The 15,602-nt window shown below is 41.3% G+C and carries 12 protein-coding genes and 1 pseudogene; 10 read left to right on the top strand and 3 right to left on the bottom strand.

Annotated elements, in window-relative coordinates; all coding sequences use genetic code 11:
- Window positions 1-87 precede the first annotated feature (87 nt).
- Window positions 88-288 carry a DUF5615 family PIN-like protein gene (locus QUA53_RS18900; RefSeq protein WP_445304964.1) on the top strand — a complete coding sequence of 67 codons (201 nt, stop codon included), beginning with the start codon at window positions 88-90 and terminating at the stop codon, window positions 286-288.
- Between the two features lie 16 nt (window positions 289-304).
- Here the strand turns inward: QUA53_RS18900 and tsaE are convergent, their stop codons facing one another.
- Window positions 305-754 carry a tRNA (adenosine(37)-N6)-threonylcarbamoyltransferase complex ATPase subunit type 1 TsaE gene (gene tsaE, locus QUA53_RS18895; protein ID WP_333099090.1) on the bottom strand — a complete coding sequence of 150 codons (450 nt, stop codon included), beginning with the start codon at window positions 752-754 and terminating at the stop codon, window positions 305-307.
- Between the two features lie 134 nt (window positions 755-888).
- On the bottom strand, window positions 889-2,289 hold the full coding sequence (locus tag QUA53_RS18890) for a gluconeogenesis factor YvcK family protein (RefSeq protein WP_333099091.1): 1,401 nt from the start codon (window positions 2,287-2,289) through the stop codon (window positions 889-891).
- Window positions 2,290-2,453: 164 nt separating this feature from the next.
- On the opposite strand from QUA53_RS18890, the gene QUA53_RS18885 reads away from it, so the two are divergent.
- The 5 genes and pseudogenes from QUA53_RS18885 (at window position 2,454) to QUA53_RS18865 (ending at window position 6,267) form a co-directional block, all read left to right on the top strand.
- Window positions 2,454-3,236, top strand: coding sequence for an ATP-binding cassette domain-containing protein (locus tag QUA53_RS18885; RefSeq protein ID WP_333099092.1), 783 nt, complete (start codon window positions 2,454-2,456; stop codon window positions 3,234-3,236).
- Window positions 3,237-3,336: 100 nt separating this feature from the next.
- On the top strand, window positions 3,337-4,815 hold the full coding sequence (locus QUA53_RS18880; RefSeq protein WP_333099094.1) for an MlaD family protein: 1,479 nt from the start codon (window positions 3,337-3,339) through the stop codon (window positions 4,813-4,815).
- Window positions 4,816-5,032: 217 nt separating this feature from the next.
- Window positions 5,033-5,540 (top strand): annotated as a pseudogene (locus tag QUA53_RS18875) (Uma2 family endonuclease).
- 115 nt (window positions 5,541-5,655) lie between these two features.
- On the top strand, window positions 5,656-5,976 hold the full coding sequence (locus tag QUA53_RS18870) for a hypothetical protein (protein ID WP_333099095.1): 321 nt from the start codon (window positions 5,656-5,658) through the stop codon (window positions 5,974-5,976).
- Between the two features lie 15 nt (window positions 5,977-5,991).
- The gene (locus tag QUA53_RS18865) at window positions 5,992-6,267 is read left to right on the top strand and encodes a hypothetical protein (RefSeq protein WP_333099140.1); all 276 of its coding nucleotides are present in this window, start codon (window positions 5,992-5,994) and stop codon (window positions 6,265-6,267) included.
- A gap of 161 nt (window positions 6,268-6,428) precedes the next feature.
- Here QUA53_RS18865 and QUA53_RS18860 read toward each other — a convergent pair whose 3' ends face one another.
- Window positions 6,429-6,590 carry a hypothetical protein gene (locus QUA53_RS18860; RefSeq protein WP_333099096.1) on the bottom strand — a complete coding sequence of 54 codons (162 nt, stop codon included), beginning with the start codon at window positions 6,588-6,590 and terminating at the stop codon, window positions 6,429-6,431.
- A gap of 102 nt (window positions 6,591-6,692) precedes the next feature.
- Here QUA53_RS18860 and QUA53_RS18855 point away from each other — a divergent pair, with 102 nt between their 5' ends.
- From QUA53_RS18855 to QUA53_RS18840, 4 genes are all read left to right on the top strand, one after another.
- Complete coding sequence (locus tag QUA53_RS18855; RefSeq protein ID WP_333099098.1) at window positions 6,693-7,085, top strand: tetratricopeptide repeat protein; 393 nt, start codon at window positions 6,693-6,695, stop codon at window positions 7,083-7,085.
- Between the two features lie 79 nt (window positions 7,086-7,164).
- Window positions 7,165-9,459, top strand: coding sequence for an FkbM family methyltransferase (locus tag QUA53_RS18850; protein ID WP_333099099.1), 2,295 nt, complete (start codon window positions 7,165-7,167; stop codon window positions 9,457-9,459).
- A gap of 70 nt (window positions 9,460-9,529) precedes the next feature.
- Complete coding sequence (locus QUA53_RS18845; protein WP_333099100.1) at window positions 9,530-11,866, top strand: methyltransferase domain-containing protein; 2,337 nt, start codon at window positions 9,530-9,532, stop codon at window positions 11,864-11,866.
- A gap of 76 nt (window positions 11,867-11,942) precedes the next feature.
- Complete coding sequence (locus tag QUA53_RS18840) at window positions 11,943-15,596, top strand: O-linked N-acetylglucosamine transferase family protein (RefSeq protein WP_333099102.1); 3,654 nt, start codon at window positions 11,943-11,945, stop codon at window positions 15,594-15,596.
- Window positions 15,597-15,602 lie beyond the last annotated feature (6 nt).

The following is a 15,602-nucleotide window of genomic DNA, read 5'->3' as shown; positions in this document are numbered from 1 at the left end:
TTAATTGGGTCAACAGGTAAAAAATGAGTAAGATTACTCATTGACAATAGTGTTTTTAGCTTAACTTGTGAGCAATGAGCCTTTGCTGTGAATAACGATCGGGCGGTTATGACGCAAAATCGTCGGCATTTCATTCGCTTGCACGCTCAACAACCAAATCATGCTGGTATTATCGTGTGTACAGACGATAAAAATCTAGAAAGGTTGGCAACACGCATCAATGATGCTATTGTTGGTGAGGAAAATTTGAGAGGTAAATTGATTCGAGTCAACCGCCCGCCGCAGTAAGTTCGATCGCCCTTTCTCACTTTTCCCATTGCCAATCCAATAACTCGCCATTACCAATTACTTCAGCTTGCCGCCCGTTATCTAAATAACTTAAAGAAATTTGCAAATAATTTTCGGGTTTGTACTGCAATCTTTCCGCCCATTCGATCGCCACAATTCCCAAATCCATTTCTAACCCGTCCCAATAACTTTCTAAGTGCAAAGCCTCCGCTTCTTCGGGTTCCAGTCGATACAAATCTAGATGATACAGCGGAACTCGCCCTATAAAATACTCGTTAATTAGCGTAAAAGTAGGACTTTCGATCGAGTCTGAGATTCCTAAACCTTCAGCGATGCCTTGAACCAAGGTAGTTTTGCCCGCACCTAAATCTCCTTGTAATAAGATTACAGTGCCGGCGGGGAGCGATCGACCTAACGCAACACCAAACTTGCGCGTAGCCTCAGAATCGGGAAGCAAAGTTTTCATTTCAATAATTAGTCATGAATCATTTATTATTGGTTATTTGTTATTTGTTACTCGCTGGTGGCTGCCAATAGCCAATAACTAATAACTAATAACATTAGTAAACAGTAAACAGTAAACATTCAGCAGTCAGCAGCTTAAATGTTCTGGGCGCGGCCGTACCAACGCAGCAACATCCCCGCCAACCTTTGAGAATTGTGGCGAATTAAACCCGTATTTTCATCTTCATCCATGACATTGGCGATGACAACTCGCCGCCCCAATTGCGTTACGGCTTCTCGATCGAGCACAACCGGATAAGAATTCTCCTGAGAATAGCGTATCAAAGCCTTTGCAGAAGGGACTTTTCCTTGAACGACTACAGCATCGAACAGCGGCCTGCCGCAAGCGCGGTCGATCGCCCGAATGTGGTCTGCAACACTGTATCCGTCAGTTTCCCCCGGCTGAGTCATAATATTGCAAACATAAATGCGCGGAACTTCGCTGTTGGCGATCGCATCAGCAATTTCCGGCACCAACAAATTCGGAATGACACTCGTATAAAGACTCCCCGGCCCAATAATAATAAAATCCGCTTCCCGAAGACCTTCCACAGCCCTAGGTAATGCGGGAGGATGAGCAGGAGTACAGCCTATTTTGAGGATTTTTCCGTTAGCTTTTGTAATGCTGGACTCCCCTTCAATCCTCCGGCCGTCAGCCAGTTCAGCCCACAAAGACACGTCGCTCAGAGTAGCAGGCAGCACCTCTCCCCTAACGGCTAAAACTTTAGAACTCGCGGCGATCGCCTGTTCCAAATCTCCAGCAATATCGCTCATCGCCGTCAAAAACAAATTCCCAAAACTGTGACCCATCAAACCGTCACCGGCCTGAAAGCGATATTGAAATAACTCAGTCAATAACTTTTCCTCATCTGCCAAAGCCGCCAAACAATTGCGAATGTCTCCCGGTGGCAATACCCCTATTTCCCGCCGCAGCCGCCCCGAAGACCCCCCATCATCCGCCACCGTGACAATAGCAGTGATTTTGGCACTGTAATCCTTCAATCCCCTGAGCAAATTAGAAAGACCGGTACCGCCCCCAATTGCCACAATTTTCGGGCCGCGGTGCAAGCGGCGGTGGTTGAGGAGTCGATCGACCAATTCCTCATTCCCTTCGGGCATCAGCACTTGAGTAATAGAGTTCAAACTGCGAGTTTGCCCCCACAGAATTAACAAAATCCCGGCAGCAATGATGATCGGCCCCGACACGTAATTGGGAATAACTTCCGCAATCCACGCCAAAAAATTTCTCAACAATTGCAATAAGAAGAAAATGGGAGTCATCCCAGTCCAAATCGCTAAACCCAAAGTGGCAAGTACCACGCCGCTGGCACTGATCAGCAGCCACCGTTTCACTAAAAGTCCGGGGGCTAACCACTTAAACCACTGGTGAACTCGCCCGTTCCGCAAAGAAGGGGCGTAAGGATTTCTGGATTGGGCAAAAACCTGCTTGGCTTTAGCCAAGACGCGGAGGGCTTTAGGAAATGAACTAATTGACATGGTTAATTAGTCTTAAAGGTATGGGAACAGCTCGAGCAGACAAATTTACAATACAAGAGAGTTTTGATTCTGGCAGTCAATTTAAGTCATTAGTTGTTAGTCATTAATGATTAGTCATTAGCTAGACTGAGGACTGAGGACTGACAACTTATTGATAACATCTTATGGCTGAGCCGCTAATCGAACTCAAAGGAGTAAGTAAGTCCTTCGGCCAGAACCCGATCCTCGATCGAGTCGATCTGAGGATTTATCGGGGAGAAGCCCTGGCAATTATTGGCCCTTCCGGGACGGGGAAATCTACGATTCTGCGGATAATTGCGGGTTTGTTGGCCCCGGATGCCGGTGAGGTTTTTGTTCAGGGACAGCGCAGGGTCGGATGGGTGGACGACGTGGCAGATCCGATCGGAATTGGGATGGTTTTTCAGCAAGCGGCTTTGTTTGATTCGCTGACGGTGGAGGAGAATGTCGGTTTTTTACTTTACCAGCATTCTAAGCTGCCGCGCCGCCGCATTCGGGAATTGGTTGAGGAAAAGTTGGAGATGGTGGGTTTGCCGCGAATTGGCGAACGCTATCCGGCGCAGTTGTCTGGGGGAATGAGGAAGCGGGTAAGTTTTGCCCGCGCTATCATGGCGAATCCTGATAATGACAGGGATAATCCAGAGGTTTTGCTGTACGACGAACCGACGGCGGGTTTAGATCCGATTGCTTCGACGGTAATTGAAGATTTAATCAGGGACTTGCAGGCTGCCCAAGGTGTTTGCAGCACTTATGCGATCGTCACTCACCAAGACAGTACCATCCGCCGCACTGCCGATCGCATCGTGTTTCTCTATCGAGGCAAAGTGCAGTGGGAGGGAACTGTCAGCGATATTGCATCGACAGATAATTTACTGATCGGACAATTTTTTAGCGGCAGTGTTACTGGGCCAATTCAAGCGCTTGGATAGTCAGCCAATTTTAGATTTTAGATTTTAGATTTTAGATTGAAATGACCGATGATGAATGACTAATAACCAATGACCAATGACCAATGACTGAGGAGAAAATATGCGATCGCGAACTGTAAGAGAAGGTTCTGTCGGGTTCTTAATTTTAGTAGGAATCGGTTTATTTGGCGGCTTAGTGCTCTGGCTGCGGGGCGTACAGCTAGGGAACCGCAGCTACAAATTCGCCGTAGAATTTGGCAGCGCCCAAGGAATGCAAATAGGCACGCCCATCAAATATCGTGGGGTTGCAGTCGGTAAAATTACCGCCCTCAAACCGGGTTCCAACGGCGTAGACGTGACGCTGGAAATTGCCCCCGGTACTTTAGTGATTCCCCGGGATGTGGTGATCGAAGCGAATAAATCGGGTTTAATTGGCGAATCGTCGATCGACATTACCCCCAACGCGATTTTGCCAGAATCGTTACTGACCGCCAATCCCGTTAGTGCAGACTGTCCCGCAGAGATTATCTGCCAAAATTCGCGCTTAAAAGGTCAAGCAGGAGTCACTATCGACGAACTGATTCGATCCACAGTCCGCCTAGCTAATTTCTACACCGACCCCGCGCTGTTCAACAATATTAAATCCCTGACAGAAAATACAGCTAACACAGCTAAAGGCGCAGCTAAACTCACTCAAGATTTATCGAATTTAACTCAAACTGCTCAAGCCGAAATAAAAAACTTAAATCAAGATGTAAGGGGAGAAATTGGGAGCTTAAATCAATCGGTAAAAAGCGAAATAGCAAGTTTAAATCAATCGTTAAAAGGAGAAGCCAGTAGTTTAAATCAATCATTAAAGGGAGAAGCCAGCACTTTAAATCAATCTCTAAAAGGGGAAATATCAGCAGTCGCCACTGATGTTTCTAAAGTAGCAGCTACGGCCGACACTTCCACAAAAGCCGTATCTGCTGCTGCGATAAATTCTGCTAATTCAGTAACTCAAGCAGCCAATCAAGTTACATTAACAGCCAACCAACTCAATTCTTTAGTATCAACCAACCGCGCCAGTTTAGTCTCAACTCTGAATAACATCAATCAAAGCAGTCAAGAACTGCGGGTAGCTGTCAGCAGTTTTAGTCCAACAATTAATCGAATCAACCAAGGACAATTGCTGAACAATTTAGAAGTTTTATCAGCGAATGCTGCCCAAGCTTCTGGTAATTTGCGAGATTTATCCAGCCAGGTAAACAATCCGGCAACTTTGCTATTATTGCAGCAAACTCTAGATTCTGCACGAGCTACATTTCAGAACGTCCAAAAAATTACTTCCGACGTAGATGATTTGACCGGAGATCCGGCTTTCCGCAACAATATTCGCAGGTTATTCAACGGATTAGGAGGTTTGTTGGGTTCGACGGAACAACTGCGACAGCAAGTTAAAGTTACCCAAACATTAGCTCCTCTTTATGATAAAATAAATGTAAGTACACCTGCCAAAAATAAATCAGTAGAGCCTGGATTTCCTCGCTTGCAAAAACAGCCCAAATTGCCTGTTATACCTTCTCAAACTGCAAGATCAGTAGAACAAGTTGCTCCATAAAATACCCCTTAAAACATGGTATCATTGAATAACCGCAATTATTGCAACATTTGCGAGTTTATATGTTTCTTAACTCTGCATTCTCTGGGTTAAACAGGGGTAAGGTGCGCATTGCGTACCTTATAGTTAGTAAGGTGTGCAGTCCGCACCCCCGACTTAAAGTTATTGACCAAATCCTATTAACAAAAAACTCTTTCAATCTAAACAAGGAAAAGCAATGACGCAAACATTATCGAAACCGGACGCAACCAAAACTCAGTATACTCTAACTTGGGAAAAATTGCCAGATGACTTTAAATTACCCGACGATCCCGTGGAAAACATCGACCAACCACTTTTAGCCGCCGCTCTGCGAGAAGCTTTACGGAAAATGGCGGTTTTACGAGCGAATTTTGCAAGTACCGATTTATGTAGTTTTTGAACCGAAATCGGGAGTATTGGAAGTGTACAGACTCTCGACATCGGGAGAATACGAATTGCAAGAACTGGATGCTAATCAGCGATTCTGGATAGAATCAATGGGCGTATTTCTGGGGGTTTGGGAAGGTGAAAAATCTCAGAGAACCGGTTATTGGTTGCGCTGGTGGGATGAGAATGGCAATTTGCTGCTGTGGGGTGCCGAACGGGTGGAACAGGAACGACAGAGGGCCGAAGAGGAACGCCAGAGGGCCGATCGACTAATGGCATACTTGAGAAGCCAAGGCATCGATCCTGATGGCATTTGAAGGTGTGAAAGGTCGATCGACCTTTCGGCCCTTAATCCAATCCCATTTTGATTGCACAATCGAGTCAGCAAGGGCGTTTTAGATTAAAAATAACCACAATTAAGGAGCGATGGGCATGAATGCAACAACATTAGAAGAGAAATTAGATCTGCCGTTGCTATTTCCAGGGTTAACATGGGAACAATTCAAAACCTTAGAACCGATGCTGGATATTCCAGGGGTTCGGCTGTCATTTTTAGATGGGATACTGGAGATTCAGAAAATGCCTGGAAGAAAACACGAAACAGCGAAAGAGCGAAGTGGTGCTTTACTGGAAAATTATTTGCTAAAAGCAGGATTAGATTACACTCCAACGGGTTCATTGACTTTAGAAAATGAATCGCGACTGGTGAAGTGTGAAGCCGACAATTCTTACGAATTGGGTGCTGATAGATAACGTCCAGATTTAGCGATCGAAGTAGTCGTCACTAGCGGCGGAATTGATAAGCTAGAGGCTTACAAAAGGCGACAAATCCCTGAAGTCTGGTTTTGGGAAAACAGCCGACTGTCTCTGTATGCTCTCCGACAGCAAGGATACGAAGAGATTGCGAGTTCCCAATTGCTCCCAGAACTCGATATAAGTTTACTCGTCAGGTGTGTTAATATGCCGAGTCATGTTGAGGCCATTAAGGAATTCAAAAGAGCGATCGATCTCAATACTACCAACAGGAATATAGCTATCAATTAATTACTAAAAATCGCCGTGAAGTGCTGCAACGGCGTTTAGACATACGTGAAAAACTCATCTGTTTTTATCTGAAAGATAATGGATAAAAATTATTGCTTCCTGATGAATTACCCTCAGCACTAGAATCCGAACGCCAGCGTGCTGCTGAACTCGAATCTTTGCTAGCGCGTTACCGATATCGGTTTTGCCAATTGCCTGAGAGTAACGGCTAAAAAGTCAGGGTGCGATCGCGCTTCATAGATCTCGATCGCCCGCGTGTTATTTTCACCTAAATATCCTTGACAAATCTCAGGTTTAGTGTAGTGGGCGAGAATTGGTCTCAAATTTTAAAGGGCCAAGGGCGATCGTTTTGCGATCGAACTTGGGCAATCTAGAGATAGGTGCGAGTGCGAGTACCGGGAAAACAGCGAAGCCAAGAGTTAACAATGGAAAGTATACATAAAAAATCTAGTGATAGTCGGGTTCATAGAAGCGATCGAATTAAGCAGGTTGTTGCGTTAGTATCAATGGTTTCGTTTGGTGGTTCTGCGATTTTTGGTATTTTCAGTCTGTTCAGCAGCGGTTTGAGCAGCCAGCACCAACAAAAACCGGCGGCTGCTGCTGTGTCTCAGGAATCTTTGCTGGCGGCGCAGGAACGGGGATATCAGACGGTTTTGCAGCGGGAACCGCAGAATCAGACGGCTCTGGAAGGCTTGGCAAATGTGCGGTTGCAGATGAATAATAAGGTGGGGGCGATCGAGCCTTTGGAGAAGTTGGTGAAGCTAAATCCCGGGCGATCGGATTATAAGGCGCTGTTGGGGCAAGCGAAGGGGAAGTAGTAGCGGAAAGGGCTATCGGTAAAGCCCAAATCGAAACAAAGGCGAGTTACGATGATTTTACCAAACAAAAATTATTTTTATGTTCTTCCTCCCAAGTTTAAAAAAAAGCGGTCATTTAGATCAAGTTCACATCACCATATGTATTGCTGGTTCTCGCCAAATTGAAAATGAGGATGATTATGCCCGCCACAACTGGGATATTTTTGCCCCTAACTTAACTATTTATGGATTTGATGCAGATGTAGAAGCTTGCGAACGAGCTAATGCTGACCTAGCAGCTAGAAAAGTAAATTGGAAGGAAAAACATATTCCCTTAGCTCTTAGCAATACAGAAGGAAAAGCCACACTTTATATAACTAAATATCCGGGATCCAGTTCTTTATATGCCCCCAGTGAAGAGTATATCAAGCGCTTTTCCGGAAATTCAGAACTGATAGAAATAAAGTCTACAGTTGATTTATCCACTACCACTTTAGAAAATTTTTGTAAAGCTGAAGGTATCAAAGAAATAGATTTTCTCCACCTAGACGTTCACGGAGGAGAGCTTAATGTTTTACAAGGAGCTGATGGTATATTAAATAATAGTGTATTGGGAGTAATGACCGAAGTTGAGTTCACCGAGATATATACAGGTCAACCTTTATTTAGCGATGTAGATATTTATCTCAGAAATCAAGGGCTGACACTGTTTGACTTTGGGAGTATGTATCGAGATCGACGCCGCGAAATCCCAGTCGTATCACAAAGCCATCCAGGGGCTTTAATTTGGTCAGACGCTTTTTATTTTCGCGATTTGATGCGATCGGATTTGAGTCCTAGCTTAAAAACACCTGAAAAACTGCTAAAGCTAGCTTGTCTGGCTGACGTAATGAAATTTCCTGATTATGCCCTAGAAATTCTTGAGTATCTGACCTTAAATCACGGTCGCGATCCAAACTATAACTTTGCCAATAATATCATTGAGAGTATGGGTGAAATTCCCGAAATAACGAAACAAGGGCTAGAATCGCTACCGATAGTTGCTAGACTTCGAGAATACATAAGTCTTGATGAAAGATACATTCCGAATACTAGCGAGCCAATAATTCCAGACTTAGAAACTACTCTGGTTAGAAACTGGAAACCTACTTTTATTTACAAAGGAAAACATCTTCCGTACAATCGCATTGGGTATAATAATACTGGCGAGCGAGCTATTGAAATTCCAATTGCTTTGATTTTTTTGGCAACTTTAGAAAAGAAAGATAATATTCTGGAAGTTGGCAATACCCTCTCTCACTATGAAAACTCATTAAGCGAATATATTGGCATTAGACCAAGGCGCATAGTCGATAAATTTGAAGTTGCTCTAGGTGTAGACAATGTAGATTTTATGGAGATTCCCTCTGAGGAAAAGTACGATGTTATAGTTTCAATTTCTACTATCGAACACATAGGACAAGGAATTGAACCGTCTTCACAAGCCTATGGCGAGCAGATTCAAATTCGCGACAGGGAAGCGCCCCTGAAAGCGATTGCCAAAATTTATGACTTGTTGTCAGTAGGAGGCAAAGCATTAATCACGGTTCCTTTTGGAAAGCTCCTTGATTGTGGATGGTTCATTCAATTTAATCAAGAGTATTTAGATATATTGGTAACTAAATATCAAATTCCTGAAAAAGCTATTTCTCACAGTTTTATGAGAATTTTAGATATGGATATGGCAACTAGCAATCCAAGGGAAATCTGGGTAGAGGAAAAAGCAGAAAGTTTAGTAAATATTGAATATAACTATCCTTATCCTTGTGCAAATGCCATAGCTATAATAGAACTTACTAAGCTGGAAGAACAGTTTTATATTAACCCAGATATTATGGCAACTCCGATAAATTACTACCAACCTGTTGACACTCAGAGAATTAATTATGCAGAATTGCGGGAAGATAGGTTTGTACTGGTGTTATCAAAACTGAGAAACATTAACTTAATAGTTTTTCCTGATAGTAATCAGGAAGAGTTGCTATATTCGGAACTTGATAAAATTGCTAGAATTGTTTTAAAACATCCAGATAAAAGTCTGATAAATTTAATAATATGTAGCACTATTTATGAAGAAGAAGCAAATTACATTCTAGCTGATGTGACTATGAATATTTTGATGCAGGAAAACTTAGATGTTAGCAAAAATCCCGAATTTTCGATAATTGAAATGCCAAGTAAATTGCAATGGGAAGCTTTGCGACCTCGAATCCTAGCTCGCATCTGTTTGGAGAATGAAAATCAAAGAGCGATCGCAGATTATTGTGGATCAGCAAATCTTCCTACATTTACGCTAGACAGTTTTAATTTCAGAAAAGCTGTTGAGTCAGATGCAGGTAGGTGGGAGTTTAAGTAGTAAGTTTCCTAATACATTTGGTGACAGAGTTTTAGCGTTGCAGTAATTTAATTAACGGAGAAGAGTAATTATGATATGCAAGATTTGTCAATCAGAGTCGCCCAAGTTTGCTAGTGCGAGAATCTTAGAAAAATATGATGTTGATTATTTTCAATGTGCAAATTGCGGTTTTGTTCAAACTGAAGATCCCTTCTGGTTAGAAGAAGCCTATTCTGAACCAATAGCTAATAGCGACGTAGGTTTAGTATACAGAAATACACATTTGTCAAACGTAACTGAAAATTTAATTTACAATCTTTTTAATCACAATGCTAAGTTCGTAGATTATGGAGCAGGATATGGTTTGTTTGTACGGACAATGAGAGACAAGGGGTTCAATTTTTATTGGCATGATAAGTATTGTGAGAATATTTTTGCTAAGGGGTTTTTAGCAGAAAAACCAGAAAATAAAGTTTATGAGGTAGTTACTGCTTTTGAAGTCTTTGAACATTTGGTAAATCCTTTAACAGAAATTGAAAGAATATTAGATTTTTCTAGAAATATTTTGTTTAGCACTGAACTACTGCCAGACACCAACCCAAAACCTAATGAATGGTGGTATTATGCCCTTCAAGAAGGACAGCACATCTCTCTCTATACAACTAAAGCTCTATCTATAATCGCTGAAAAATTTAAGCTTAACCTCTACTCTAATGGTTCGTCATTGCATCTGCTAACACAAAAGCAGATATCGCCACTTATATTTGAAAGAGTGCTGCGTTATCCAACTCAAGATATCAAGAAAGAATCATTACTGGAACGAGATTATTTAAAAGCAATTGGTAAGCTAGATGATAGCGATAATATTTACATCAGGAGTGATGAAGGAGGTGAGACACTCAGCAATATATCTGTTATAAAAGAATTGAAAATAGTCATTGATGGTGTATTTTTTCAACTATATAAAACGGGAATAGCCCGTGTCTGGCGATCGTTGCTGCAAGAATGGGCAGAGGATAGTTTTTCTAAGTATATTGTTGTTTTAGATAGAGCTGGAACCGCCCCAAAAATTCCTGGCATCAAATATCGTACCATCTCGCCCTATGACTACGACACCACTGATGCAGACCGCGAAATGCTCCAGCAACTGTGCGACGAAGAGGGAGCTGATTTGTTTATCTCTACTTACTACACAACTCCTTTTTCAACGCCTTCTGTGTTTATGGCCTATGATATGATTCCAGAAGTTTTGGGCGCCAACTTTGATGAACCTATGTGGCAAGAAAAACATCGTGGAATTCAGCACGCATCTGCCTACATTTCAATTTCCCAAAATACAGCTTTTGATTTAGTCAAGTTCTTTCCGCAAATTCCTTCTAATTTGGTAACGGTAGCTCATTGCGGAGTTGCTAATAATTTCTCCCCCGCTAGTCTAGAGGAAGTTAATTGTTTTAAAACCAAGTACGGTATATCTAAACCTTACTTTCTTTTGGTCGGTGCAGGAAGCGGCTATAAAAATGCAAATTTGTTCTTCCAAGCTTTTGCTAAACTTTACAGCCGACAAGGCTTTGAAATTGTCTGTACGGGTAGCGGCATATTATTAAGCCCAGAATTTAGAGCTTTTACATGGGGTAGTACAGTGCATATGCTGCAACTCAGTGATGAAGAGTTGAGACTAGCTTATTCAGGTGCGATCGCACTGGTTTATCCGTCGAAGTATGAAGGTTTTGGGATGCCCGTGTTAGAAGCGATCGCCAGTGCCTGCCCTGTCATTACTTGCCCTAATTCCTCTATTCCTGAAGTTGCAGGAGCCGCAGCTTTATACGTGAATGATGATGATGTTGATGGGCTAGCAGATGCACTTTGCGAGGTGCAAAAACCAAAAGTTCGCGACTCGTTGATTTCTGCGGGGCTGGAACAAGCGAAAAATTTTTCATGGTCAAAGATGGCGAAAACAGTTAGTTCAGCCTTGATTGAAGCTACTCTATTTCATTTAAATTTGAAAGATATTAATTTAATTATTTTTCCCGATTGGTCGAAATTAGAAGAGTTTTTGGGTTTAGAGTTGGTAGAAGTGGTTAGGGCGATCGCAACTCACCCAGACAAAAGTAAAATGACTTTACTGGTAGACACCACCAACATTTCTGACGGAGATGCAGATTTAGCTTTATCTAGTATTGCCATGAATCTGCTTATGGCAGAAGATTTAGATGTTTCCGATGGACCAGAAATTGTACCGATCGGACATTTGAACGATATTCAGTGGCAAGCGCTCGTGCCTTTCCTTCATGCTATAATTGTCTTGGAGAATGAGAATAAAGAGGCGATCGCTCAAATTGCAGTACCAAATATTCCATCATTTCAACTCAACAGTTTTTGCAACAAAAATCTTGTTCCATTAGAATCAGGAGGATGGGAGCTAAAATAGTGTAACTTTTTCTTCCATCGCAAAGAGAGGCGAACCCTCGCCAAGTAAATAATCTAAAATTAAGGATGAAATTTGTATGGACGTTCAAAAATTTATCAACCATCTTCCTAATTATTATAATAACTGGAATCTCCCATCTGTACAGCCGAAATCTCTGCGCTTTAGGGAGATCCTTGAACAAGTAGAGGGAATGACAACCCCCAATATTATGCAATTGCTCAACTTTGCAGTAGACTGCATGGAACCAGAGGAAGTCTATTGTGAGATTGGTTGCTTGCGGGGTGCTAGTTTAATCGGTGCTCTCCTTAATCATCCAGATTGTATGGCTTATGCCATAGATAATTTCTCTGAATTTGACGATTCAGGTCAAAACTTAGAAAGATTGACCAATAGTTTATCTGAATTTAATCTAGAGGAGCAAGTATTTTTTTGTAATCAAGACTTTGAGGAGTTTTTTGGGGAACTGCAAAAGATAGGACTGGATGAAAAAATTGGTGTTTATTTTTATGATGCTAGTTATGACTACCGTTCTCAAATATTAGGGTTACTTTTAGTAAAGCCTTTTCTGGCAGACAAAGCCCTAATTGTTTTAGGTAATGCTAACTCAGACCAAGTTCAGCAGGCTATCTTAGATTTTACATTAACTAATCCTCAATATCAACTTGTCCTTAATTTGCAAACATCAAAATTCTTTGAGGAGACGTTTTGGAATGGCATCTCTATTTTCAGTTGGGACAAAGATAGAATTCATAATGATCCAGATTTTAAATATAGTTCCAATACTCAATCTGTCATTGAAACTCTGAGAAAAACTCAGTTAGAGCAGCATAAAGAATCAGTCAGTGGTCTATTCACAGAAGCCGCATTATTAACTCATGGTCATAGATATGGGGAGGCGGAGAAAAAGTATAAATTAATATTGCTTTATGAAAGCAATAATGCTGCTGCTTGGATGAATTTGGGAATTATTTATTATCAGACTGAAAGATATCAAGCAGCAATTGATACCCTTGCCAAATCTTTGGAACTTGATCCCTCAAAATCTATGGTTTCTTATAGCTTGGGCTTAGCTTTAGAAAAAGCCTCTCATTATCAGCAAGCAATTGAGGCTTATCGACAGACGATTGATCTTAATCCCAAACATATTGACGCTTATAATAATCTTGGCAATATTTTGCTTAAAATAGGACAAATTCAAGAATCAGAGAATATCTATCGTCAAGCAATTCAAGAAAATTCAGATGATTTTGGCAGCTATCAAAATTTAGGCAACTTGCTTATGATTAATAGCAATTGGGATGAAGCGATTGAGTTTTATCTAAAAGCTTTGACTCTCAAGCCTCGCGATCCTGACATTCTTAATAATTTAGGATTAGCGTATGAAGCTAAAGGAGAAAAAGCCTTATCCTTGAGTTATTTTGGTTATTCTTGCTATCGACAAGGTAATTATGAAGAAACTGTACAATATTTTCAAGCTTTATTAGAGACTAATCAATATATAGAACCCAATAATTATCTTTTTCTGGCAAGTGCTTTAAATCAAATAAACCGGGTAAAAGAAAGTCTGAATATTATTCAAAAAGGCATTAGGCATTATCCTAATGAGACAGCATTTTACCGCCTAAGGATTAATATTTTGAATGAAAATGGTTATATTCAAGAAGCAATTGCAAGTGCACAAGAAGCATCAATTTGTAACCCAGATGACTTCTCTATTTACATTATAAACCAATTGATATTGCCATCATTTTATGAAAATTATGAACAAATAGTATTTTCACGTCAGCAATTCATTCAAGGACTGCAAAATGTCATCAATAGAATTAAGCTAGACAGTGCAGAAGATAGAAAAAGTGCCTTAGTCGCTACGAGCAGCCATGTAAATTTTTACCTATCTTATCAAGGTAAAAATGACCGAGAATTACAAGAAAAGTACGGCAAGTTTATTCATAAAATTATGGCATCTAACTATCCTGCATGGGTAAATCCTGTACAGATGCCGCGGATTGCAAACAATGGCAAAATTCGGATTGGCTATATTTCTGATGCAATTGGTAATACCAGTGCAGCTAAATGGATGTTAGGGTGGCTAAAAGATTGCGACAGAGACAAATTTGAAATTTTCTGTTACCATACAGCTTCCTACGTAGGTAAAGATTCTACCACTCAACAAATTAGGTTATCAAGTGATGTTTTTTATTACATACCTGACAACTTAGAAGCGACTTGTCAGCAAATATTTAAAGACCAATTGCATATCCTAGTATTTTTAGCCATTGGGCTGTGGGCCCCTACAACCCAATTGGCATCCCTGCGTTTGGCTCCAATTCAATGTACTGCCTGGGGGCATCCTGTGACCTCTGGACTACCAACCATTGATTACTTCTTATCGGGTGACTTGCTTGAACCAGACAATGCCCAAGAACACTATACTGAACAGTTAGTTCGGCTACCCAATTTGGGAATTTCCTATCCTAAACCCTTGATTCCAGAAGTAACTAAAACTCGTTCTGATTTTCGCCTTCGGAATAATGCTGTTATCTATCTATCTTGTCAATTAAGTGTGAAATATTTACCGCAGTACGATTATATTTTTGTCGAAATAGTTCGCCGAGTTCCTGAAGCTCAGCTTGTATTTGTATTTAGATCGAAGATATCTAATGAGGCCTCTAAAACTCTCGAAACAAAATTTCGCCAGCGGTTACAGAAAGCTTTTGCTGAAGTTAATTTGAATAGCGAGGATTACTGTGTATTTTTGCCCAGCCAAAACTGGGAAAGTTATACCAGTCTCCTGTTAAATTCAGATGTTTTTCTGGATACCTTAAGTTTTTCTGGGGGTCATACCACTTTTGATGCTGTTGCCTGTAATTTACCTATTGTGACTTCTCCGGGTGAATTCATGCGAGGTCGTCAGTCCTATGGAATCCTGAAAATGTTGGAGGTGACAGATACTATTGCCCAAAATGAAGCTGACTATATTGAAATTGCGGTTAAGTTGGGATTAGACCCGCAATGGCGACGGAATATTTCGCAGCAGATGAGTGAGCGTCACACTAATCTTTATGAAGACAAAACCTGTGTTAATGCTCTTGAGCAATTCTATAAACAAGTTGTGCAAGAAAGGTTAAAGCAACAAGAAACAGTAACCTCGGCATTGCCAAAAGCTCTATTCCAAAATAGCTCACTTAAGAAGATACTTCATGTTGGCTGTGGGCCTTATTATCCAAATAGTTTACCTGAAACCTTTCCTACCAATGAATGGCAAGAGGTGCGACTGGATATTGACCCGGCTGTTAGGCCGGATATCATTGGCTCAATTATAGATATGAGTGCTGTACCTAGCGAGTCAGTTGATGCCCTCTATTCATCCCACAATGTGGAGCACGTTTATTATCATCAAGTACCGCTTGTTTTAGCAGAATTTCACCGCGTTTTAAAGCCAGAAGGCTTTGCCATGATTCTTGTGCCAGATATCGAGATAGTAGCTGAGGCAGTAGCTAAGGGCAACTTAGAAGAATCTCCTTTGTATATTTCTCCTGCTGGCCCGATTGCTGCGATTGATATTTTTTATGGTCTTAGGAAAGCAATTTCTACTGGCAATTACTACATGGCTCACCATACAGCATTCACAGCCCAGAGCCTTGAGGGAAAAATGCAGCAAGCTGGTTTCCGCAATTTAGAGGTGCGGCGAGAAAACTTTAATATTATCGCCATAGGATATAAGTTGTAGCACCAT

Origin of the sequence: Microcoleus sp. Pol12B3 (assembly GCF_036701355.1) — a bacterium.
Classification (GTDB): domain Bacteria; phylum Cyanobacteriota; class Cyanobacteriia; order Cyanobacteriales; family Microcoleaceae; genus Microcoleus.
This window is presented reverse-complemented; position numbering and strand designations above follow the sequence as displayed.